19 protein-coding genes and 1 pseudogene are annotated in these 21080 nt (G+C 54.2%); 17 read left to right on the top strand and 3 right to left on the bottom strand.

Annotated elements, in window-relative coordinates:
* Positions 1-65: 65 nt before the first annotated feature.
* The 9 genes from DYY88_RS05865 to DYY88_RS05830 all read left to right on the top strand — a co-directional run bounded on the left by DYY88_RS05865 (position 66) and on the right by DYY88_RS05830 (position 7153).
* Positions 66-3404: an Eco57I restriction-modification methylase domain-containing protein gene (locus DYY88_RS05865; protein WP_236146323.1), complete on the top strand. Its 3339-nt coding sequence runs from the start codon at positions 66-68 to the stop codon at positions 3402-3404.
* A gap of 152 nt (positions 3405-3556) precedes the next feature.
* Positions 3557-5050, top strand: a complete 1494-nt coding sequence (locus tag DYY88_RS05860) for a pentapeptide repeat-containing protein (RefSeq protein ID WP_052288285.1) — start codon at positions 3557-3559, stop codon at positions 5048-5050.
* 39 nt (positions 5051-5089) lie between these two features.
* Positions 5090-5242, top strand: a complete 153-nt coding sequence (locus DYY88_RS23990; RefSeq protein WP_160299517.1) for a hypothetical protein — start codon at positions 5090-5092, stop codon at positions 5240-5242.
* 29 nt (positions 5243-5271) lie between these two features.
* Entirely contained in the window at positions 5272-5502 is a 231-nt protein-coding gene (gene vapB / locus DYY88_RS05855) for a type II toxin-antitoxin system VapB family antitoxin (protein WP_039725976.1), read from the top strand.
* A complete protein-coding gene (locus DYY88_RS05850) occupies positions 5499-5885 on the top strand; it encodes a type II toxin-antitoxin system VapC family toxin (RefSeq protein ID WP_039725975.1) in 387 nt (128 codons plus the stop codon). The genes vapB and DYY88_RS05850 overlap by 4 nt, the downstream gene beginning before the upstream one ends.
* Positions 5886-5946: 61 nt before the next feature.
* The gene (locus DYY88_RS05845; protein ID WP_039725974.1) at positions 5947-6192 is read left to right on the top strand and encodes a type II toxin-antitoxin system MqsA family antitoxin; all 246 of its coding nucleotides are present in this window, start codon (positions 5947-5949) and stop codon (positions 6190-6192) included.
* Positions 6193-6290: 98 nt separating this feature from the next.
* Complete coding sequence (locus DYY88_RS05840) at positions 6291-6485, top strand: type II toxin-antitoxin system VapB family antitoxin (RefSeq protein WP_039725973.1); 195 nt, start codon at positions 6291-6293, stop codon at positions 6483-6485.
* The gene (gene vapC, locus DYY88_RS05835; protein ID WP_039725971.1) at positions 6482-6883 is read left to right on the top strand and encodes a type II toxin-antitoxin system VapC family toxin; all 402 of its coding nucleotides are present in this window, start codon (positions 6482-6484) and stop codon (positions 6881-6883) included. The genes DYY88_RS05840 and vapC overlap by 4 nt, the downstream gene beginning before the upstream one ends.
* A gap of 48 nt (positions 6884-6931) precedes the next feature.
* On the top strand, positions 6932-7153 hold the full coding sequence (locus tag DYY88_RS05830) for a nucleotidyltransferase family protein (RefSeq protein ID WP_044151085.1): 222 nt from the start codon (positions 6932-6934) through the stop codon (positions 7151-7153).
* A gap of 35 nt (positions 7154-7188) precedes the next feature.
* Here the strand turns inward: DYY88_RS05830 and DYY88_RS05825 are convergent, their stop codons facing one another.
* Positions 7189-7623: a DUF4278 domain-containing protein gene (locus tag DYY88_RS05825; protein ID WP_039725970.1), complete on the bottom strand. Its 435-nt coding sequence runs from the start codon at positions 7621-7623 to the stop codon at positions 7189-7191.
* Positions 7624-8442: 819 nt separating this feature from the next.
* Here DYY88_RS05825 and ptsP point away from each other — a divergent pair.
* The 7 genes and pseudogenes from ptsP to DYY88_RS05790 all read left to right on the top strand — a co-directional run bounded on the left by ptsP (position 8443) and on the right by DYY88_RS05790 (position 15940).
* A complete protein-coding gene (gene ptsP / locus DYY88_RS05820; protein WP_039725969.1) occupies positions 8443-11001 on the top strand; it encodes a phosphoenolpyruvate--protein phosphotransferase in 2559 nt (852 codons plus the stop codon).
* A 216-nt stretch (positions 11002-11217) separates the two neighbouring features.
* On the top strand, positions 11218-13119 hold the full coding sequence (ptsG, locus tag DYY88_RS05815) for a glucose-specific PTS transporter subunit IIBC (protein ID WP_044151084.1): 1902 nt from the start codon (positions 11218-11220) through the stop codon (positions 13117-13119).
* Between the two features lie 258 nt (positions 13120-13377).
* On the top strand, positions 13378-13572 hold the full coding sequence (locus tag DYY88_RS05810; protein WP_039725968.1) for a hypothetical protein: 195 nt from the start codon (positions 13378-13380) through the stop codon (positions 13570-13572).
* Between the two features lie 233 nt (positions 13573-13805).
* Complete coding sequence (locus DYY88_RS05805) at positions 13806-13985, top strand: DUF4278 domain-containing protein (protein WP_039725966.1); 180 nt, start codon at positions 13806-13808, stop codon at positions 13983-13985.
* Positions 13986-14275: 290 nt separating this feature from the next.
* Positions 14276-14551, top strand: a pseudogene (locus DYY88_RS05800) (photosystem II q(b) protein); the annotation flags it as partial.
* A gap of 252 nt (positions 14552-14803) precedes the next feature.
* Positions 14804-15262 carry a hypothetical protein gene (locus DYY88_RS05795; protein WP_165390099.1) on the top strand — a complete coding sequence of 153 codons (459 nt, stop codon included), beginning with the start codon at positions 14804-14806 and terminating at the stop codon, positions 15260-15262.
* A gap of 501 nt (positions 15263-15763) precedes the next feature.
* Positions 15764-15940, top strand: coding sequence for a DUF4278 domain-containing protein (locus DYY88_RS05790; RefSeq protein WP_084607207.1), 177 nt, complete (start codon positions 15764-15766; stop codon positions 15938-15940).
* A gap of 310 nt (positions 15941-16250) precedes the next feature.
* Here DYY88_RS05790 and DYY88_RS05785 read toward each other — a convergent pair whose 3' ends face one another.
* Positions 16251-19127, bottom strand: a complete 2877-nt coding sequence (locus tag DYY88_RS05785) for a response regulator (protein WP_084607000.1) — start codon at positions 19125-19127, stop codon at positions 16251-16253.
* A 65-nt stretch (positions 19128-19192) separates the two neighbouring features.
* Positions 19193-20179: a phosphate/phosphite/phosphonate ABC transporter substrate-binding protein gene (locus DYY88_RS05780; RefSeq protein WP_044151081.1), complete on the bottom strand. Its 987-nt coding sequence runs from the start codon at positions 20177-20179 to the stop codon at positions 19193-19195.
* 336 nt (positions 20180-20515) lie between these two features.
* Between DYY88_RS05780 and DYY88_RS05775 the strand changes: the two genes are divergently transcribed.
* Entirely contained in the window at positions 20516-20998 is a 483-nt protein-coding gene (locus DYY88_RS05775) for a hypothetical protein (protein ID WP_130199331.1), read from the top strand.
* Positions 20999-21080: the final 82 nt, after the last annotated feature.

The following is a 21080-nucleotide window of genomic DNA, read 5'->3' as shown; positions in this document are numbered from 1 at the left end:
GGACGACGGTGGTCTCTCACCGAAGTCTTTTCTAGACCGCTTCGCTATGATGGACGCGCCCGCTGATGACTCCAAGCTCCGCCATGACCGGAAAAGCTGCTGGTGCCCTCTTTAACCAGAAGACCGTCGAGAATGCCCTGAAGGGCTTCACGTTTCCGCCAGACCTGGCCGATCGCCATCAGAAGGTACAGGAGTGGATCACCTCGCTGAAGTCGGGCAGGCTCGCCAAGGTCAAGGAAGTCTCGCTCCACGGGCCGTTTCTCAACGACATCTTTCAAACGGTGTTAGGGTACCGCTCGATTATTGGGGGCGATCGCTGGGAGCTGCACGCCGAACAAACCATTGCCGATGGCGGCGGTTCAGCGGACGGAGCGATCGGGCTATTCCATGCCAAGACGGAAGATTCGGGCAAGGTGAAGCTTCAGGGGCGGGTGGTGGCCCCGATTGAACTCAAGGGCGTCACCAATGACCTCGATCGCGCCGTCAAGGGTCGCCATGAATCAGCGGTGGATCAGGGCTGGCGCTATGCCAATTACACCCCCGATTGCCGCTGGGTGATCGTGTCGAACTATCGCGAAATCCGGCTTTACCAGACCAGTAAAACCCCGGCTTATTACGAGCGGTTTCGGCTCGAAGACCTGGAAGACCTGGACACCTTCAAGCAGTTCTATTTCCTGCTGTGTCGCAACAACTTTTTGCCCGCCTCGGCGGACCCCAAAGCCAAATCCCGCATTGACCAGTTGCTCATCGAGTCGGCCAACGCCGATGAAGACATCACCAAAGCGCTCTACCAGGACTACAAAAAGGTGCGGCTGGCGATCGCCAAGCATTTCCTCCACATGGGGCCAGCCGACCTGTCCGAGCGCAACATCACCCTCATCGCCGCTGCCCAAAAGGTGCTCGATCGCATCCTGTTCATTGCCTTTTGCGAAGACCGGGGGCTGCTGCCGGAGAAAACGCTACAACAGGCCCACGACCACCAAGATCCCTACAGTCCGCGCACGATTTGGGAGAACTTTAAGGCGGTCTTTCAAGCGGTGGACAAGGGCAACAGCGCCCTTTCGATTCCCGGCTACAATGGCGGTCTCTTTGCCCACGACCCGCTGCTCGATGAGCAATTGATGGTCTCCGACATTCTCTGTAGCCAGCTCAACCAGCTCACCACCTACGATTTTGAGTCAGAGGTCTCGGTCAACATTCTGGGGCACATCTTTGAGCAGTCGGTCTCCGATTTGGAGGAACTGCGCGCCCAGGCGACCCACCAGGCATACGACCAGAAGCAGGGCCGCCGCAAGACCCAGGGCGTCTATTACACTCCGGCGTTCATCACGCAGTACATCGTCGGGGTGGCGCTGGGCGAATATCTGGAGCGCAAGAAAGATGCCCTCTGGGAAGCCATGGGCATTGACCAGATTCGCGCCAATGCGGTGCGGCAGCGGCAGCGGGCCGAGATTCAGTTTTGGGAGCGCTACCGGGATGAGGTGCTGACCCAAACCCGCGTGATCGATCCGGCCTGCGGTTCGGGCGCGTTTCTCATTGCGGCTTTTGACTTTTTGAATCGCAAGTATGAGGAAGTGAATGAACGGCTGGCCGCCCTCAAAACGGAGGATGAGTCGGGGGAGTTTGTCGGTCAGCGCAGTCTGTTTGACCTGACGAAGACCATCCTCAACCAGAACCTTTACGGGGTAGACCTATCGCCGGAGTCGGTGGAGATTACTAAGCTCTCCCTCTGGCTGAAGACGGCGGAGCGGGGCAAGACGCTGACCTATCTAGACAACAACATCAAGGTGGGCAACTCCATCATTGCGGACCCGGCGTTTGACCCGGCCTATGCCTTTGACTGGGAAGCGGCGTTTCCGGTGGTGTTTGCCAGTGGCGGGTTTGATGTGGTGATTGGCAACCCGCCCTATGTGCGCCAGGAGTTGCTGACGCCCTTCAAGCCCTATCTGCAAGAGCACTATGCGGCCTATGACGGTGTGGCGGATATCTATGTCTATTTCTACGAAAAGGGGCTGAATATCCTGCGGCCCAATGGGATTTTGTCGTACATCGTGACGAACAAGTGGCTGCGGGCGGGCTATGGGGAACCGCTACGGCAGTTTTTTTCGGAGAACAGTGTGTTTGAGCAAATCATCGACTTCGGCCATGCCCCAATTTTTGAGGATGCCGATGTGTTTCCGTGCATTGTCTCAGTGAGAAAGCCGGAGGCAGTGGAAGCAAAAGAGATAGAGAAGCCGGAAGCGGCGGCCCCTGTTCAGGTGTGTCCAGTGCCAAGGGAACATCTAGAGAATATCAACCTCCCTCAATACATCAACCAAGAAGGTTACGAGGTTCCTTGGGCGCGCTATGGCAAGGAAGAGTGGAGCTTAGAATCTCCTGCTGTCGAACAACTCATGGATAAGCTCAAGGTAGTAGGCGTTTGCCTGAATGATTTCCTTGGAACTCCTCCTCTATACGGCTTAAAAACAGGCTATAACAAAGCATTTTTAATAGACCAAGAGACTAGAGATGAAATTGTTTCTAAAGACTCCCAATCAGTGCAAATAATCAAACCGTATCTAAGAGGACAGGACATTAACAGATGGAATTCAGAGTGGCAAAAGCTTTGGATGATAATGACTACGCCCGATATTAGAATAGAGCAATATCCTGGAGTCAAAGAACATCTTGAGCAACACCGAGAAAGACTTGATTCCAGGGCAGGCAGACAAGAATGGTGGCAGCTTCAATCTATGCCTGCACAATATAAAAGATTCGAGAAACCAAAAATAATTTATCAAGAAATCCAGTTTCACCCGTCATATTGCTACGACACTGAAGGGTATTACACAAATAACAAATGCTTCATTTTAGCCACGGAGGAGCTGTTTCCTCTAGCTGTTTTGAATTCACCGATTGGTTGGTGGCACAACTGGCGTTATCTTCCTCACATGAAAGATGAAGCACTAACCCCCAAAGGAGAATTAATCGAAAACTTTCCCATTGCTCCACCGACAGACGAAATCCGCGCCGAAGTCGAACCTGCCGTCCAACAACTGATCGAATTCACCAAAGCTAATCAGGAAGCTACCCGCGATATCCTCGACTGGCTCCAGCTCGAACACGGCATCGAAAAACCCGGCAACAAACTCAGCGACTTCGCCAGCCTGCCCCTTGACGACTTCCTCAAAGAAGTCAAAAAACGCCGCCCCAAAGCCGCCGGTAGCCTCGGCCCCAAACCCCTCAAAGAACTCAAAGCAGCCTACAGCGACTACGCCCACCCCATTCAGCAGCGCCGCAACGCGGGCCTCACCCTAGAGCACCGCATCTCTGATCTGGTCAACCAAGCCTACGGCCTTACCCCCGAAGAAATCGACCTCATGTGGAAGACCGCCCCACCCCGCATGCCTTTCAATCGGCCATAAGTCTCCAAGACCGTGAACGTTTCCAAAGCGCTAATCCTACGCTGAAAGGCAAGGGCACCCACTCAGCAGTCAGAACAAATTCAATCGCGGTAAGGACTTGTCAGTTATCGATTTGCCTTTGGCAAAGTGACAACAAATTTGGTTGAGTCGTGATGAAGGCAAAAAAAACATTTAATAATATTGAGGAGCAACTACTGTCAATTCCTACATGGCGGTTAATCACAGAAGTTGTCGTCATTTTGGCTGGTCTCGCAATCGTCCTTGAACCCGACAAATCAGTCAATCCTGCAAAAGTAATATTTGATAGTGCAGAGTCAATTGCAATCGCTTCAGCGGTAGTCCTTTACTTCAAGGAAATTCCCGAACGAAAAAAGCAGCGACATTATGAAGCATGGCAGACCATTGACAATGCTCACGGTATTGAAACGAGCTATGCACGCAGAAAAGCAATAGAAGATTTATATGAAGACAATATTTCGTTTTATGAGATAGATATTCCAAAAGCAGATTTACAAACCATTAACCTCAGTGGTGCTGATCTCAGGAATGCCAACCTCCACGGTGACGACCTCAGCGGTGCCGATCTTAGCGGTGCCGATCTTAGCGGTGCCGACCTCAGGAAGGCAAACCTCAGAAATACGTGGCTCCGTGGTACCAACCTCGAAGAAGCCAACCTCCATCGTGCTGATCTTAGCGGTGCCAATCTGTTTGATATTGGTGGCACTAAAAATCAATACCCAAACTGTCACGTTGACGGTATCGAGAGTGATTATCTCGCCTTGATCCACGACACTATCAACCGCCAAAATACCAACCTTAGTGGTGCCGACCTCAGCAGGGCCAACCTCAGCAGGGCCAACCTCAGCGGGGCCAACCTCAGCAGGGCCAACCTCAGTGGAACCTATCTCAACGATATCAATCTCGAAGAGGCCTACCTTAGGGGAGGTAACCTTAAAGAGGCCTACCTCTACGGTGCTAGCCTCTATGGTGCCGACCTCAGCGGTACCGACCTCAGCGGGGCTGACCTCAGCGGGGCTGACCTCAGCGGGGCCAACCTCGAAGAAGCTCACATCCGTAGTGCTAACCTCAAGGAGGCTAACCTCGAAGATACCAACTTCAGCGGTGCCGACCTCAGCGGTGCCGACCTCAGCGGTGCCGTCTTCGGCCGTGACCGCTACTGCAATGCAAGTTTCTGCAATGCTAACCTCAGGCAGGCCATCCTCAAGAGTGGCAACCTCAGCGGGGCTGATCTTAGCGGTGCCGACCTCAGCGGTACCATCCTCAGCGGTGTCGACCTCAGCGGTGCTAACCTCAGCGGGGCCCAGCTCAGCTGTACCGACCTCAAGGAAGCCAACCTTGGCTACGATGGCCTCTTAAACAGAACTAATCTCAGTGGAGCCAATCTCGACTTCGCTGACCTCAGCGGTACCATCCTCAGCGGTGTCGACCTCAGCGATACCAACCTCAGCGGCACCAACCTCAGCGGGGCTGACCTCAGCGATGCCAGTCTCGACGGTGCCGACCTCAGCGGTGTCGACCTTAGCAAAATAAAATGGAACGAATCTACCCAATGGCCCGCCGCTGAAGAAGTCGCCAAAGCCAGGAATATCTCCAAAGAACTGAAGCAACAGCTCGGGATTGAATAGTCCCAAGTCCACCGCCTAAGCCTTCTCGCTTGCCCCACGTTGCACCGTTGCCCCCTCGTCGCAGAGTTGCGAGACTCCACCCTAGAGCACCGCATCTCTAGCCTCGTCAACCAAGCCTACGGCCTCACCCCCGAAGAAATCGACCTCATGGGTCAGACCGCCCCACCCCGCATGCCCTTTCCGCGCCCTTAGAATGGAACTCAGCATCTGGAGGCGAGGCGATGACCATTGATACCCAAATTGTCCAAGCGCTAGAGCACATGCCGGATAACTTGAAGCATGAGCTACTGCACTATGCCGAATACTTAATTGCCAATTACGCCAAAGATAATTCTGGTCAGGGGTCACAGCCTCTCAAGCGACGTTCCGGCATTTTACAAGGCACCTTTGTCTTGCCTCTACCTGATGATTTTGATGAGCCTTTAGAAGACTTTCAGGACTATATGTCGTGACCGCTTTTCTTCTGGATACGCACGCATTCATCTGGTTGAGTGAAAACCACTCCAACCTGCCCCAACCCCTGAAAGATCGGATTGATAAAGCAGACACCGTCTATCTCAGCATTGCGAGTCTCTGGGAGATTGCCATCAAGGTTCAATTGGGCAAACTTGCCCTCAATCAACCCTATGAAGCGATCGGGATTGAGCTTGCCGCTTCCGATATTCTTCTGTTACCCATTACCTTTGAAGATACGGTGCAAGTGCGTCAACTGCCTTTGCATCACCGCGATCCGTTTGATCGCATGTTAATTGCCCAAGCCCTCAATAACGCCCTCGTTATTGTCAGCAAAGATTCGCATTTTGATCTCTACGCAGTAGAAAGGCTGTGGGTGTGAAGTGTTTCTACATTTAAGGCTCACCTAAATTCATCGATCCTGAAACGAGGACATAAACACCATGTCAGCCAAACGATGTAACACCTGCGGCAGCACTCACTACGAAGAACGACAGACCACTTATCTCTACAGTCATAAAGGCCAATACCTGATTGTGCCAAATACCCCAGTCGAGATTTGCACTGACTGCGGCACCGCCTACTACAGCGCGACCGTCTTAAAAGCGATCGAGCAGCAGTTTTTTGACATTCAGAACAATCAAGCTAAACCTGACGAGTATCTGCAAGTCCCGATCAAAAGTCTTTAAACATCAACATGAATACCCAGCAAGACATTATCCGCAAGGGATATCGAGTTTAGGATGGGCTACGCTAACAATCAATAGAATGTATTCCATCAGAAACCATGAAAACCAATGTTGAAGTCGATGACGCCTTGATCGCTGATGCCCTCAAAGTAACTGGACTCGATACCACTGACCAGGTTATTGAACTCGCGCTAAAAATGCTCTTGCAAATCAAACGTCAGGAAGCCATCAAAGGCTTTCGAGGCAAGTTGGCCTGGGAAGGTGATCTAGATGCTATGAGAACGAATGCATGATTCTCGTGGATTCCAGCGTGTGGATTGACTACTTCAATGGTCAAAACACGCCCCAGGTAGAACTCCTCGACCAGCTTTTAGACACTCACCCCCTAGCGATCGGTGACATCATTCTCACTGAAGTCTTGCAGGGGTTTCGGCAAGATGCTGATTACGAAACCGCCAAGCAGTTGATGACATCCCTGACGGTCTTTCAACTGAGCAATCCTGAGTTGGCGATCAAAAGTGCTGAAAACTTCCGCACCTTGAGAAAGCGTGGCATCACGGTGAGAAAAACAATTGATGTCATCATTGCGACCTTTTGCATCGAAGCAAATCACACATTGCTGTTCAGCGATCGCGACTTCATTCCCTTTGTGCAGCACTTGGGCCTGACCACCGCACTCTCACCTCAGTAACCACAGAGCCTTTCAGTAAGATAGGAACAGCGATCGCCTGTGCCTGTTATGAGTGACGCCACCACCCAAGCCGAGATTTTGCAGCAGTTAAAACAGCACCAGGCTGAGTTTCAAGAACGCTATGGGGTAACTCGCATCGGCATTTTTGGCTCTGTTGCCCGTGGTAAAGCGACTCCCAACAGCGACATCGACATTGTGGTTCACATGACGCCCGACCTGCTCCAACGGGTGCGTCTCAAAACCGAACTGGAATCACTGGTCGAGGACTAGCGGCCGGTGCCGCAACGACGACACCGCGAATGCCGTTACTGCTGCACAGTGTGGCCGCGATATTTCATCTCGGGTCGAGGTTGGGCTGAGGACGGGGCTGACTCTGAGGTATCGGCATTATTGGTGCGCCGCCAGCGCTGACCCCGATAAACGCCTTCGGTCACTTGGGCCGACTCACCTTGCGACTTTTCTGGTGATGGGGCGTTGTATTTGACGCCGCGATAGGTGAAGGTGGGGCCGTCATGGATGGGTGACGCTGGCTGAGCTGAGGGCTCGGTGGGGGCCTCCTCTGAGGTCGGTTCATCCTCGGCGGTGGCGTAGACGGCAACTCGTTGCAACCCCCAAAGCCCCAAACCCAGCAAGACTAAGAGAAACAGCCAGGGTGCTTCGAATAAGCCCACAATCAACAAGCCGAGGGCGATCGCGGCACCACAGGTCAGCGCCAACAGTAACAACAATGTCACTAACATGAATTTCCCCGCTCACAGCAGCAGGCGTCACAATCGCCCACACGTCCTCAGAGTTTCAGCGTAAGGCAAACTCTCACTTATGACAGTTCGCAAGCTTACCAAACCCCAGATTCCCCCTGATGGCGTAGATGGCCTGACATGTTTGTAGCTAACGGGTTGCCGGTCTGCTGGGCGATCGCGGGGACTGGTCAGCGACGCTAAACTACGTCAGTTCGGGTTAAGCCAAAACCCTTTACTTTCCCCTCTTAGGAGGGGCTGATGGGGTGGGTAAGCCACTGACAGCACCCACCCCGTCCTTCGGCCACCCCTCCTGAGGCTAATCCTGTAGGGGTTTTGTACGAGCCTATCAGAGAATCGCAGACACCTCGTTTAGCAGAAGCTAGCGGTGATTGTATAGACTAAGTTGNNNCAGGTGTCAACGTATTGGCCACTGCCATTGAACGTTTCTTCTTTGTCAAACAGGGCGCTGCAGCTGTTTCTAAACCCCTACAAGATTAGCTCCTGAGGAGGGGATTTGCGATCCAACCGGTGAGCAAAGGCGCTCGAATTTCTTATCCCGAACTTACGGCGGTTCGTCCATAAGTGCAGGATGAGGGCCGGGGATGATAATTGGCGCGATCGCCTTGCGGATTGTATCGATTCTCGATGCGCCAACACCGCAGATTAAGTCGCCAAAGAGCTTGGTGGTGCGCGTTTCAGGGGCATCTCAAGCTGACTCGGGGGCTGCCGTCACGTAAGAATCTTTGTAAAAGAATCCCCTGGAAAGAATCAAAGCTTTGTAGATTCAGAATTTAATCTGACGTTTTTACAAGCTGTCTTATGGTGTTGCAAGTTCCATCGCAGACGGGGCAAACTGTGCGTCTGGTGGCGCCGCTATCGGGATTTTTACTGCCGATTGAACAGGTGCCTGACCCGGTTTTTGCACAGAAAATGGTGGGGGACGGCATTTCCATCGATCCCACCTCGAATCTTTTGGTGGCTCCCTGTGATGGGGAGGTCGTTCAAATCCATCCCGCTAACCATGCGGTCACCGTCAAAACCCCCGAGGGGGTTGAGATTCTGATGCACATCGGCCTGGACACGGTGGAGCTGCGCGGTGAAGGGTTTACTCCCAAAGTGAATTTGGGCGATCGCGTGACCACAGGCACGCCCCTCATTGAGTTTGACCTTGATTATGTGGCGCTGCATGCCAAAAGCCTGTTGACCCAAGTGGTCGTAACGAACACTGAGCGCGTGGCCGAATTTGTCTACCCATCGGGCCTGGTGCAATCAGCGCAAGACATTTTTCTAGAGTTGGTCTTGGCGGCGGTGAGTGCCGATACGGCAGCCACCGACGGTGAAATGGCCACCTCGGAACCGATTGTGATTGCTAACCCCACGGGACTCCACGCGCGCCCAGCGGCAGTGTTGGTGAATCTGGCGAAAAAGTATCAGTCCCAGATCGCTCTGCATCGAGGTAGCGATTGCGCCAATGCCAAAAGTGTGGTCGCCCTGATGAATTTGCAAGTCGGCAACGGGGAAACGGTGACCCTCGAAGCCCAGGGCCCGGATGCCAGACAAGCGATTACTGACCTGACTGCAGCGGTGCGATCGGGCTTGGGAGAAGCGGGCACCGCCCCCGCCTCGGCTCCCGCCAGTATCGCCCAGTCGGCGTTGAAAGCGCCGCCCCCACAGCCCAAATCCGACGACCCCAACATCCTCCTCGGAGTGGCGGCCTCGTCGGGACTGGCGGTGGGCAATACTTACCGGGTGCGAGAGCAAAAGCTCGATGTGCCTGAATTGGGCGGCACCCCCACGCAAGAAAGCCGCCAGCTAGAAAAGGCGATCGCCAAAGCCGCCCTGGAAGTCGAGTCCATTCGCGCCAAGGTGCATGGTCAAGGCGATCCGGGCAAGGCGGCGATCTTTGCGGCGCACCAGGAAATTCTGGACGACCCGGAACTGCTGGACATTGCCACCAGCGCCATCAACAAGGGTAAAAGCGCGGCCTTTGCCTGGCAACAAACCTATCAAGAACAAGCTGATCAGCTCGCCCAGTTAGATAATGAACTGCTGGCGCAGCGGGCGAACGACGTGCGCGATGTCGGTATGCGAGTGCTACGCATCCTGACTGGGGTGGAAGCCACGGAAATTAAGTATCCTCGCGACACGGTGTTGGTGGCCGAAGACCTGACCCCCTCAGATATGGCGAATCTGGACCGCAATCGCGTCGTCGGCTTCTGTACCCTGGCGGGGGGGGCGACTTCCCACGTGGCGATTTTGGCGCGCTCGATGGGTATACCCGCGATCGCGGGCATCGAACCCCGCATTATGGATTTGGCCGACGGCACCCCCGTCATTCTCGATGGCACCAAGGGCAAGCTGCGGCTCAATGCCCCCGTCCAAGAGATTGAACGCACCAAAGCCCGCATTGAGCGCCAACAGGCCAAGCGCGCCGAAGATCTCAAGCACGCCTTTGAACCCGCCATTACCCAAGATGGTCACCCAGTCGAAGTGGTCGCCAACATCGGCAGCATCAAAGATGCGGAAGAAGCGGCATCCCTCGGGGCGGAAGGCGTCGGCCTGTTGCGGACGGAATTCGTCTTTATGGAGCGCCCCCAAGCACCCACCGAAGACGAACAAACCGGGATCTATCGGGGCATTGCCGAAGCCATGGGGCCGGACAAACCGATCATCATTCGCACGCTGGATGTGGGCGGCGACAAGCCCTTGCCCTACCTGCCCATGGCCCACGAGGAAAACCCCTTCCTGGGGGAACGGGGTATCCGCTTTGGCTTCGACCAACCGGAACTCCAGCGCACGCAACTCCGCGCCATTCTTCGGGCCGCCAGCGCGGGCCAACTGCGGGTGATGTTTCCCATGATTGGCCGCATTGAAGAATTGCGGATGGCCAAAGCCATGTTGGAAGAGGAACGTCAGCAGCTCGACCTGCCCCCGGTCGAAGTCGGCATCATGATCGAGGTGCCCTCCGCCGCCATCATGGCGGAAACCCTGGCAAAAGAAGTGGACTTCTTTTCTGTCGGTACCAATGACCTCACCCAATACACCCTGGCAGTCGATCGCGGCCACCCCAAACTCGCCCCCTTTGTCGATGGCGTGCATCCCGCTGTCCTCCGTCTAATTGACCAGGCAGTGCAAGGGGCCGGACGCTATGGCAAATGGGTCGGCGTCTGCGGCGGCATCGGCAGCGACCCCCAGGCCATCCCCATTCTCATCGGCCTCGGCGTGCGCGAACTCAGCGCCAGCGTCACCATGATTCCGAGCATCAAGGCCCAAGTGCGATCGCTCGACCTCGATCATTGCCAAAAACTCGCCGCCCAAGCCCTCGGCCTGGAAACCGCCGCCGAAGTCCGCGACCTGGTACCCCTGGAAGAAGACTAGGTCAATGACTGACTTGCTGAGCCCATGGTTGGCCCTCATCCCCCAGCCCCTTCTCCCAAAACTGGGAGAAGGGGGGCCGGAGCAAGTCCCTCTCCCAGTTTTGGAAGAGGGATTTAGGGTGAGGGCTCACCCGCAACCCTCAAGCATCCGACCCCTCACCTAACACCCAAAACCCATTCCCCATCCCCCCTTACTGACCCTTACGAGGACGAATCGATGACGAGTGCCGCCGCGACGACCGCCGAGCCGTCAGCCCTGCAAAAGTTCTGGAATAAAGCCTTTGGCCTGCTCCAAAAAATGGGCAAATCGCTGATGCTGCCCGTGTCCGTATTACCCGTGGCGGGCATTTTGCTCGGCTTGGGCAGCGCCCGCCTGATCGAGATTCAAAAAATTCAAGAAGGCGTCCTGACCAGCGCCAAATTCGGCTGGCTCCCCGCTTGGCTCGCCGAAATTATGAAAAGCTCGGGAGACGCCATCTTTGCGAATCTGCCGGTGATTTTTGCGATCGCCGTCGCGATCGGCTATACCGCCAACGATGGGGTTTCGGCCTTGGCGGCGGTCGTCGGTTTCGTGGTTTTCCTCGCCACCTTGGGCGTCTCTTCTGTCCTCTTCTTCAATCTCGACCCCGAGATTCTCAAGCCCATCATGGGCATTCCGTCGTTGGATACCGGGGTGTTTGGCGGTTTAATTATGGGCTGCGTCGCCGCTTACATGTTCAATCGCTTTTTTCGCATCAAGCTGCCGCAGTATCTAGGTTTCTTTGCGGGCAAGCGGTTTGTGCCCATCATCACGGCCTTTACCGCGATCGGCGTCGGCATTTTGATGAGCTTCATCTGGCCGCCCATTGGCGGTTTGATTGATAGCTTTGCTGCCTGGGCCGCCGAAGGAGACAACGTGCCGCTGACCGTGGCGATATACGGTTTTGTCGAGCGGTTGCTGATTCCCTTTGGTCTACACCACGTGTGGAACGTGCCGTTCTTCTTCCAAATCGGTTCGTTTGTAGATCCCATTAGTGGCGAAACGGTGACCGGCGACATCAACCGCTTCTTTGCTGGCGACCCCACCGCCGGCATTATCGGGGGCGCTTACTGGTTCAAAATGTTTGGTTTGCCCGCGGCGGCGATCGCCATGTGGCACTGCGCCAAACCCCAAAACCGCAAGCAAGTCGGCGGTATCATGCTGTCCGCCGCCCTGACCTCCTTTCTCACCGGCATTACGGAACCGATCGAATTCGCCTTTGTCTTCGTCGCTCCGGTGCTCTTCCTGCTCCACGCCGTCCTCGCGGGCTTTGCCGATTTCCTCTTTGTGATGCTCGACGGTCGCATGGGCTTCACCTTTTCCCACGGGTTCATCGACTTTTTCCTCTTCTATAACCTGGGCACGAGAGTCTGGCTGATTCCGGCCTTTGCGCCGCTGTTTGCCGCCCTGTATTACTTCAGCTTCCGGTTTGTGATCAAGCGGTTTAACCTCAAAACCCCCGGTCGCGAAGATGAGGAAATCACCGGGGATGTGGCCGCTGGTTTGCCTAAAGATGCCGAGGCCATGTCTCGCGAGTTGGTGCTCGCCTTTGGGGGCCGCAGCAACATCGACAGTCTAGATGCCTGCATCACCCGCCTGCGCATCGGTGTCAAAGATATGGGCAAAGTCAACATTGCTCGATTGAAGGCGCTCGGCGCCTCCGGCGTGCTGCAAATTGGCAACAATGCCCAAGCGATTTTTGGCCCGCGATCGGAAAACCTCAAAACCGACATGATCGAATACCTGAAGACCGCTGGGGATGAGGCGGATCAGGTGCCCGAAATGGTCGCCGGTGAATCGATGGCAACTGCAGCGCCAGCGTTACCCACCGTGCAGGCTGACCCCGCAGCCGGTGCAAAAGCTCAGCAAATGATTGCGGCGCTCGGGGGCGTCAACAACATTCGGGTCGTAGATCCGGTGGCGATGACTCGCCTGCGGGTGGAAGTGACTGACCCCGCGCAAGTTAACGATGCGGTCCTGACTGCATCTGGCGTAAAAGCGGCCATGCGGCTAGAAGATCAGGTGCTGCACCTGGTGGTAGGCCTCAACGCCGAGCAATACGCCACCGAAATGAACCAGCGCCTGCAAGCCCCTGCTTAGTCAGCCCTCAGCATTGACGTAGCGAGCTTGTTAGCGCCTGACCGCAGCAGGCAGATCCGGTTTAAGGTTGGCCGCCACCAGTCATTGCCCGATCGCGTGTAGGGGGATGACGATGACCCGGCTCCCAGATGGTGATGCGAGACCGTGTTGCGCGAAAGCGATCGTGCAACGCGGTCTTTGTTGAGAAATGGGGTCTAGCTGCAACAAGGGGAGCCGCGATATCACAACAGTAATGCCGAACTGCCGAGGATTCTCGCCATGCACCCCACCACCATCACCACCCGCCCAACGAACCACCAACGTCGCTTGAAAGCGATCGTCCAACGCCTGGTCATCGAACTGGGCTACCTCGAACACTGCCTGAGCGAAGGCCACCAGGATGTCCACTTAGAGACCGCCGCCGCTGGCATTGATGCCGCCATTGATGGCCTCAACGAACACCTCACCGCTTAACTTTCCGCCGCACCCATCCGCCCCCAGCATTTGGGCATTCTATAAGCGCCATCACCAGATGGTCTCCTGAATGAAAGGTGAAGCCTCCTCAGCCGCGACAGTCTGGGGAGGCTTTTTAATGCTGAGCGCTCTATCACACTCCCCTGTGAGAAGGGACACACTTTTATGCCAGGAAGTGTTCCGAAAGGGGCTGTTTCTATCCATAACAACGCCCCCACTACGGAGCCCTCACCATGAAACTTGCTTTCCTCGGCCAGTCCTACGAAGCGTCCACGCCTGCGGTTGACGCTGTCGAGACTCGCGAAACCGCCACCTTCCTCGGTAAGCCTTATCACCGCAAGCAATATACCGTCAGCCCACGCCACCAGCCCAGTAACGAAATGACCTATCGCGGTGTGCGCTACCACTCTTAAACACGATGTTTCCTCCCGCTTGCGTGACTCAAGTCAGACAACACCTGCCCCTTCACCAATCCGGTGAGGGGCTTTTTTCTATCCTGGCCCAGCACAGATATTGCAGAGTGCAAGATTCAACTTTAAAAAAGCAAAAGTCCTAATGAGCGCGGATGAGATCTATAAACGAACTCTATCGAACGATGGTTTACATTCCGTTACACATTCGTTAATTTATAGTCATACATACACTTTCTCGCCTATGTCCTTAGCTTGGACAGGGCATTTGTAAACTGCACTCATTTTTGATAATGACTACGACACTTCAACAACAGACATCTGCTTCCCTTTGGGAACAGTTCTGTCAGTGGGTGACCAGCACCGAAAACCGCCTGTATGTGGGCTGGTTCGGCGTGTTGATGATCCCCACCCTGCTGGCAGCGACCACTTGCTTCGTTATCGCCTTTATTGCTGCACCTCCCGTTGACATCGACGGCATCCGTGAGCCCGTCGCTGGCTCCTTGATGTACGGCAACAACATCATCTACGGTGCGGTGGTGCCTTCCTCCAACGCCATCGGTCTGCACNNNGGAAGTGATGCACGAGCGTAATGCTCACAACTTCCCCCTCGACTTGGCAGCGGCTGAGGCTCCCGAAATCATCGGTTAGTCCTCGACTGCTCAGCTAGTCTGAGAACCTAATGAAAGGCACTCCTCTTCTGGGGAGTGCCTTTTTGCGTTAAGGGGAGTTTTCAGATGCGTGGTGACGGGGCTCACTCGGATTCAGGTTACGGTTAGCAATCGCTCAGACTTCTCAGGAAGCGATTAAGCCCAGCTCAGATGGCAGTCAGGCAGACCTCAGGTGGGGGGCCGACTATAGAACTCAAGATAAATCAGTCGCAGAAGCGACAAAGGAGTTCAAACCATGAAAGCTCTTGCTGTAACGCTGCAACGATCGCCATTGCTCCCGCGAGCTACGCTATCCCTGACTTCAGTGAATTGCGCGAAGAGAACCTGGACAAAGGCGCTGTAGACTTTGACCAACTGCGTGAAGAGAACTTGGATAAAGGGGCCGTCTACGAAGTGGCCGCCATTGATTTCGATGCTCTCCGCGAAGAGAACTTGGACAAAGGCGCGGTGGACTTTGACCAACTTCGTGAAGAGAACTTGGATAAAGGGGCCGTCTACGAAGTGGCCGCCATTGATTTCGATGCCCTCCGCGAAGAGAACCTGGACAAAGGCGCGATCGACTTTGACCAACTCCGCCAGGACAACCTTGAGAAAGATGCTGTGGCGTAATGGCTCGCCCGTTAAAGCTGGAGATGCTGCGCTATCTCAACTGGTTTGATGAACTGTATGCAGAGGGCTGGGACTCGACTTACCGAACTCCCCCATCCAGACCGTCGATGGCTTGGCCGCTAGCCACTAAGGAATCGTCATCACCACCTGCTTAACGCCCACGCTGTTTCCTGCTCTATCCACAACTTGCCAGCCCCTTAACAACGCTCGTTGAGGGACTTCACCAGGCTCAGTGTCCGAACTCCGTAAGAGAATTATCTTTTGAGCTCCGAGGCGCTGTATCCTGACGGCCCAGAACCTTTTTCTTGGCCTGCCCGACTGTAGATGTGATCCGTCTCATAACTTGTTGACTACTTTCATCACTGGTGGCTCCTGTTGGTAACACAGCTCTAGCTCGTAATTATCACCAGGCCATCGATACTCGTATCACCCACTACATTGGGCTTTCACGAGATGATTGATGCATCAAACAAAACCCACACCCGCAACGGAGTCCCCACCATGAAACTCTCTTTCCTCGGCCAATCCTACGAAGCTGCCACGCCTGCGATCGCTGCTACTGAAACTGGCGAAACCCTCACCTTCCGAGGCAAATCCTACAGCCAAAAGCAATTCAACGTCGCCCTACGTCAGCCGACTGAAGAACTGACCTATCGCGGCGTCCGCTACACCGCTTAGGTCTAGCTTTCTTGCTTTCCTCCTGCTCAACATAAACCAGACAACTCACGCCTCTCTCCAGTCACGGAAAGGGGCGTTTTTTCTAGCCTGACTAACTGCCATCTCCGACTGCTGATGATCAGCATTAATCGACGGACTCAAGAATCGCATCAGAAAGACTCAGGGCAAGAAGGGACTGGGCGCCTCTCTGAGAGTAATCGTGATTTTCACCGTTGGGAGCATCGCACGAGCAGTATGGACGATTGCCCCATTGATGCTGGTCTGGTGTCTCCGGCCATGGATGCGCGTCGGGGTTCCAGAGGGTTGATGCTTATGCAACGAGTGCTTCCAATGCCTGCACCGACTGAATATATAAATCCTGAAGGATCTCGAGTTGGTCGCTCGCTGCTGCAGCGGTACCTGCTTTGCCTAACCCTTCCAGATGCTGACACAAGGCGGATAACCGAGCGACGCCTAGCGCCACACTTGCAGACTTGAGGGTATGCGCGGCAAAGCTGAGTTGTGGGGCATTTGCCGTCGCGATCGCCGCCGCAATTTGCGCTAAGAGGTCAGGCGTCTCAGTCACAAAACTCTCAATTAGCATCGCTAGCGTTCCCGCATCAAAACCGTAGCTGTCTAGTGTCGCTCGATCAATGAGTGGCAAGGCCATTGCCGCAGCTTGAGAAACTGGAATATCAACAGCAGCAGACGATGGCGGTGTGGCTCTGGGCGTCGCGGGGGCGTCATATTTAGGGCATTGTTCAAGAATCGTGACCAACTCAGCCAGGTGAATCGGTTTACTGATGTAAGCATCGACGCCAGCGGCTAAACAGGCGGTGCGATCGCCCTGCATCGCGTTAGCAGTAACGGCCACGATCCAGGGGCGTTGGCGGGGCCAGATCCGACAAATTTCTCGGGTAGCCGTGAGTCCATCCATTTCCGGCATTTGCACATCCATCAAAATCAAGTCATAGGGCTGACGATACAGCGCGTCAATCACCTCCAAACCATTCCCCACCGCTTCGGCGCGATAGCCCATGCGCTGCAACAAACCGAGTGCGAGCTTTTGGTTAACGGTATTATCTTCGGCCAACAGAATTCTGAGTGGGTGCTGCTGTGAGAAATGGGGATTCAGGAGTTTGTTGGGAACGGCTAGCGGGGGCGAGGCGGGGGCTGTCGGCGACACAAATACGCGCATGAGTGCATCGTGTAAGTAAGACTGGCGAATTGGCTTCTTTAATACGATGGCGTTGGTAATCTGGTTGGCGGCGGCAAATTCTTCTGGAATGACGGTTGATAGCAGGATTAAGGGGAGGGCTTGGTAGGCTGATTGCTGTCGAATCCAGTTCACGAACTCGGTGATATTGGTGGCGGCAAGCGTGGTGGTGAGTATGACCGCATCAAACGGTACCGAACGCTCTAGCCAAGAGCGCGCCGTAGCGATCGCTGTGGTCGTCTGAACGACCATACCCCACTGCTGGCACTGATCAGCCAAGATTGCGCGAGTCTGTTCGTGCTCTTCCAAAATGAGCAGGCGCTTGCTGTTCAAGACCTCCTCTGGCAGGGGAGCAGTCTCCGCATCCGGCACAGGGCAGGCGTTTGCCAAAATCGTGAAGGAAAACGTTGAGCCTTGTCCTTCATCACTATCGACCCAAATATCACCCCCCATGAGGTGACACAGTTGCTTGCAAATCGCTAATCCTAAGCCGGTCCCACCATACTGCCGGGAGGTAGAGGCGTCGATCTGGCTAAACGACTTAAACAGTCGCTCTTGGCGAGCAACCGGGATGCCAATACCGTTGTCTTGCACAGCAAACTGAATTTGATGAGTTTGACAGGCTGGCGATTGACAGGGGGTCCCCTCACACTGAGGTGGGGGCTCAGTGTCGGCAATCACCGTTGTGGTGACCTTGACGACGACATCTCCCGCTGGGGTGAATTTGATCGCATTGCCGACCAAGTTGACCAAAATCTGGCGTAAACGAGTGACATCACCATTGATGACCGGCGGCACATCGGCATCCATGGCATAGGTCAGCATGACTGATTTGACGGCGGCCTTAGTCGCTAACAACTCCAAGACCTCTTCCAGACAAGTCCGGAGATGAAAAGATTGGTTTTCTAACTCCAGTTTGCCGGACTCAATTTTGGAGAAATCTAAGATGTCATTGATGATGGTCAGTAAGCTTTCGCCGCTACTGCGAATCGTTTCTGCATAGTCTTGTTGCTGCTGGGTCAAAGGCGTTTCTAGAAGCAGACTGGTCATGCCAATCACCCCATTCATCGGGGTACGAATTTCATGACTCATATTTGCCAGAAACTCTCCCTTGGCTTGGGTCGCTGCTAATGCCTCGTCTCTCGCTTGCACCAGTTCCTTAGCGGTTTGCTGCAGTTGCTGCTCGGCGGCCTGTCGCTCAGTGATCCGCTGTTGTAGTCCTGCTAAGGTGGTTTGCAATTGTTGGGCCATGGTGTTGAGAGCGGCATTGAGCTGCCCAATTTCATCCTGGCGCTGGGTGAGTACTCGCTGCTCTAAGTTGCCTGCGGCGAGCGCTTGAGCCCATTCAATAACGGCGTGCAAGGGGCGATTGACCTGGCGGTTAAACAGGATCAGTGTCAGGCTGGCCATCAGCAAGCTCACCGCAACCGATGCCAGCAAAATGATCAAACTGGCCCGATAAAGCTCTTGCCGTAGGTTTTGGGTAGAGTAGCCGAGCCAAACTTCGCCTAATTGTCGACCATCAGACATAATGGGCGCGCGAATTTCGCGCACATGATTTTGAGTGCGTGCCTGTTCGACTAAGTCGAGGGGGGGCAGTGGCGGCAGCTCGGCGGGCTGGGCACGCAGTAAGGCTGGATGATCGCGTGGGAGCGATCGCGTTAGCGGTTGTGCTTCGTTATCTAAGACCAGAATGTACAGGATATCTTCATCCTCACTTGCCTGCCTGATCAACGTTTCTACAGATAAGAAATCAAGCGTCAGAATGGCTTCTGGCACGACGCCACTAATAAAACGGGCATTTTTCTCAACCTTTTGCTCTAGCAAGTGCAGCTGGCGCACATATCGCCATTCAATCTGAATCAGGCCAAAGACAAGCTGAATGGCTAGCAGGAAGACACTCGCCACGGCTAGATACTGAAAGGTCAAGCTCTGACGACGCAGCGGCCAACAATGTAATTGATTGAGAACCTTATTGACAGTAGCCTTCATGGTCTAGGCGAACGACGCGGTAAATCGTAGTGGAGTGTATAGAAGAAAGTTGATGCTGACGTGCATTAGTCTGTGGTAGGGGCATCCCAGCTTTTGAGTTGTAGGTTTTCAATTAAGGTTTCGATCGCGCTATAGTCTTCTGGCTCAACAAAGCCATCGAGCTTCGCCGCTGCTAATGCCGGGTGCCCTGGCGGCATGGCCATCAACGCTGCCTTAACGTCGGCAATGAGCGCTGGATCTGTATCAGGCAAAGCGGCGATCGGCCATTCTGGGTACAAAGCAGTTGTGTGTTCGTATAAAAAATCATCATCCCTGGGTTCAAGCACTCGCACCTCATCGACACTGTCTAGCAAACCGCGAGTGAGCATCTTTTCTAACTGACCACTGCGGATAAAGCCCGCATCGAGAGAGCCATTTAAAACCGAGAAAACAATATTGTCCTGAGATTTGTTTTCCTCGAATTTGCCAAACTCGCTAAATGGATCAATGCCATTTTCTAGCAAGTGTTGAATTTGAAAGACACATCCAGCTGCGGCTGTTTGAAAGTTTACGCAAGCGACATGCTTGCCCCTTAAATCCTCTAATGTTTGGATGTCACTATCTCGGTGAACAATAATCAAAGCGCTGAATTTTGGTCCCGTTTGAGGGCGCGAGTGAGTGACTAAAAACTGGGTGTTATATAGTCGTTGAATTTGTACAGATGCCAGAGGATTATTGGTTGTAAAATCCAGCGTTTTAGCTTCCACTGCTTGAAATTGGCTGGCTTGCGTCAGGGGCACTAGCTCAAATGTTTGCCCAGTAGCTGCCGTTAGGTAATCTAACAACGGAGTGTATCGTTCGTTGACAGAGACCGCGCTGTCAATTGCTAAGACCCCAAATTTGACAGTCTCGGTCGGTGATTCCGACGCCGTTACCAGCTCTGCTGAAGTTTGATTGGTCGGTTCTAAGACGGTGATTTTATCAGTTGGTTCGCTACAGGCGGTGAGCCCAAGCACCAGGCTGACTCCCCCAATCAGGGCTGAGAAGCCATGCCAATTACAGAAACTTTGCATAATGACGAAGAGTTAGCAGAATCAAAACTTTTTAGGAATAAAAAGGGTATGATGCGCGTCCTTAGTATGCCCCTGTGAAGTGCTATCTTCTCTAGTCCGGTTTTGGTCACCCCGTGCATGCTTGTGTAACACGGGTTGGTCAGGTCATCTTTAGGGCTGTCAATAACCGGATGGTGTGGTTTGCAACCGTGGTTATAGGTCGGTTGAACCTCCAGAGATGGATGGATGCCCGGTGAAGTTATACGCGATCGCGAGAAGTCAAGCACAACGCAAACTCGAACGCGAACAGGGGGTGGTCATAGTGGAAACATCCTGAAAACGAGTGGAGGTTTCCCGATGAGAGCAACATTACGGCGATCGCGGATGTCGAGCATTGCAATTTTTGCCAGTGGCTTTGGTCTGTCCATTGTTGCTACCTTGATCGCGGCTGAAACGGCTTGGGGCGCCAGTCTGGAGCACCATCCTGCCCAGGTGCCATATTTTGACGGTGTGTTGCAAGATTTCCAAACCGCTGTCCAAGCAGAGGCTCCTGCTCTGGTCGCTCATTTAACATCGGTCTCGGTGTGGCATACTCACGCGACACCGACAGCGCCCATCGCGGCATCGGTGAGCAGTTCAGCGTGCCAGATTCCCTGGCTTAACTTGAGTTTGGCTGATAACCCGGTAGCGCCTAAAGATGAGCCGACAGCTGTCCCGGCGGCGGCTGTATCAGAGTCCGCTGCTGCGACTCAGCCCAAGTCCTGGTCAACCTTGCCCATCGACTGGAATTTTGAAGAATCCATTGAGCTTATGTCAGCGTCTGGCATTGTGTGGTTTTGATTTAACGGTCTCTGTCGGTAGCAGGTCCAGCTCACAAAAGACAGTGGTCTGACTGAAATGACTGGTTCCGGATATCGGTTAT

Source organism: Leptolyngbya iicbica LK (assembly GCF_004212215.1).
Taxonomy (GTDB): Bacteria; Cyanobacteriota; Cyanobacteriia; order Phormidesmidales; family Phormidesmidaceae; genus Halomicronema; species Halomicronema iicbica.
The sequence above is the reverse complement of the archived record's forward strand: the minus strand, read 5'-3'. Positions and strand labels throughout refer to the sequence as shown.

Coding starts and splice junctions, on each gene's coding strand:
- DYY88_RS05865 (WP_236146323.1), top strand. CDS start 66: ATGACTCCAAGCTCCGCCATGACCGGAAAAGCTGCTGGTGCCCTCTTT.
- DYY88_RS05860 (WP_052288285.1), top strand. CDS start 3,557: ATGAAGGCAAAAAAAACATTTAATAATATTGAGGAGCAACTACTGTCA.
- vapB (WP_039725976.1), top strand. CDS start 5,272: ATGACCATTGATACCCAAATTGTCCAAGCGCTAGAGCACATGCCGGAT.
- DYY88_RS05845 (WP_039725974.1), top strand. CDS start 5,947: ATGTCAGCCAAACGATGTAACACCTGCGGCAGCACTCACTACGAAGAA.
- DYY88_RS05840 (WP_039725973.1), top strand. CDS start 6,291: ATGAAAACCAATGTTGAAGTCGATGACGCCTTGATCGCTGATGCCCTC.
- vapC (WP_039725971.1), top strand. CDS start 6,482: ATGATTCTCGTGGATTCCAGCGTGTGGATTGACTACTTCAATGGTCAA.
- DYY88_RS05830 (WP_044151085.1), top strand. CDS start 6,932: ATGAGTGACGCCACCACCCAAGCCGAGATTTTGCAGCAGTTAAAACAG.
- DYY88_RS05825 (WP_039725970.1), bottom strand. CDS start 7,623: ATGTTAGTGACATTGTTGTTACTGTTGGCGCTGACCTGTGGTGCCGCG.
- ptsP (WP_039725969.1), top strand. CDS start 8,443: ATGGTGTTGCAAGTTCCATCGCAGACGGGGCAAACTGTGCGTCTGGTG.
- ptsG (WP_044151084.1), top strand. CDS start 11,218: ATGACGAGTGCCGCCGCGACGACCGCCGAGCCGTCAGCCCTGCAAAAG.
- DYY88_RS05810 (WP_039725968.1), top strand. CDS start 13,378: ATGCACCCCACCACCATCACCACCCGCCCAACGAACCACCAACGTCGC.
- DYY88_RS05805 (WP_039725966.1), top strand. CDS start 13,806: ATGAAACTTGCTTTCCTCGGCCAGTCCTACGAAGCGTCCACGCCTGCG.
- DYY88_RS05795 (WP_165390099.1), top strand. CDS start 14,804: ATGGCAGTCAGGCAGACCTCAGGTGGGGGGCCGACTATAGAACTCAAG.
- DYY88_RS05790 (WP_084607207.1), top strand. CDS start 15,764: ATGAAACTCTCTTTCCTCGGCCAATCCTACGAAGCTGCCACGCCTGCG.
- DYY88_RS05785 (WP_084607000.1), bottom strand. CDS start 19,127: ATGAAGGCTACTGTCAATAAGGTTCTCAATCAATTACATTGTTGGCCG.
- DYY88_RS05780 (WP_044151081.1), bottom strand. CDS start 20,179: ATGCAAAGTTTCTGTAATTGGCATGGCTTCTCAGCCCTGATTGGGGGA.
- DYY88_RS05775 (WP_130199331.1), top strand. CDS start 20,516: ATGAGAGCAACATTACGGCGATCGCGGATGTCGAGCATTGCAATTTTT.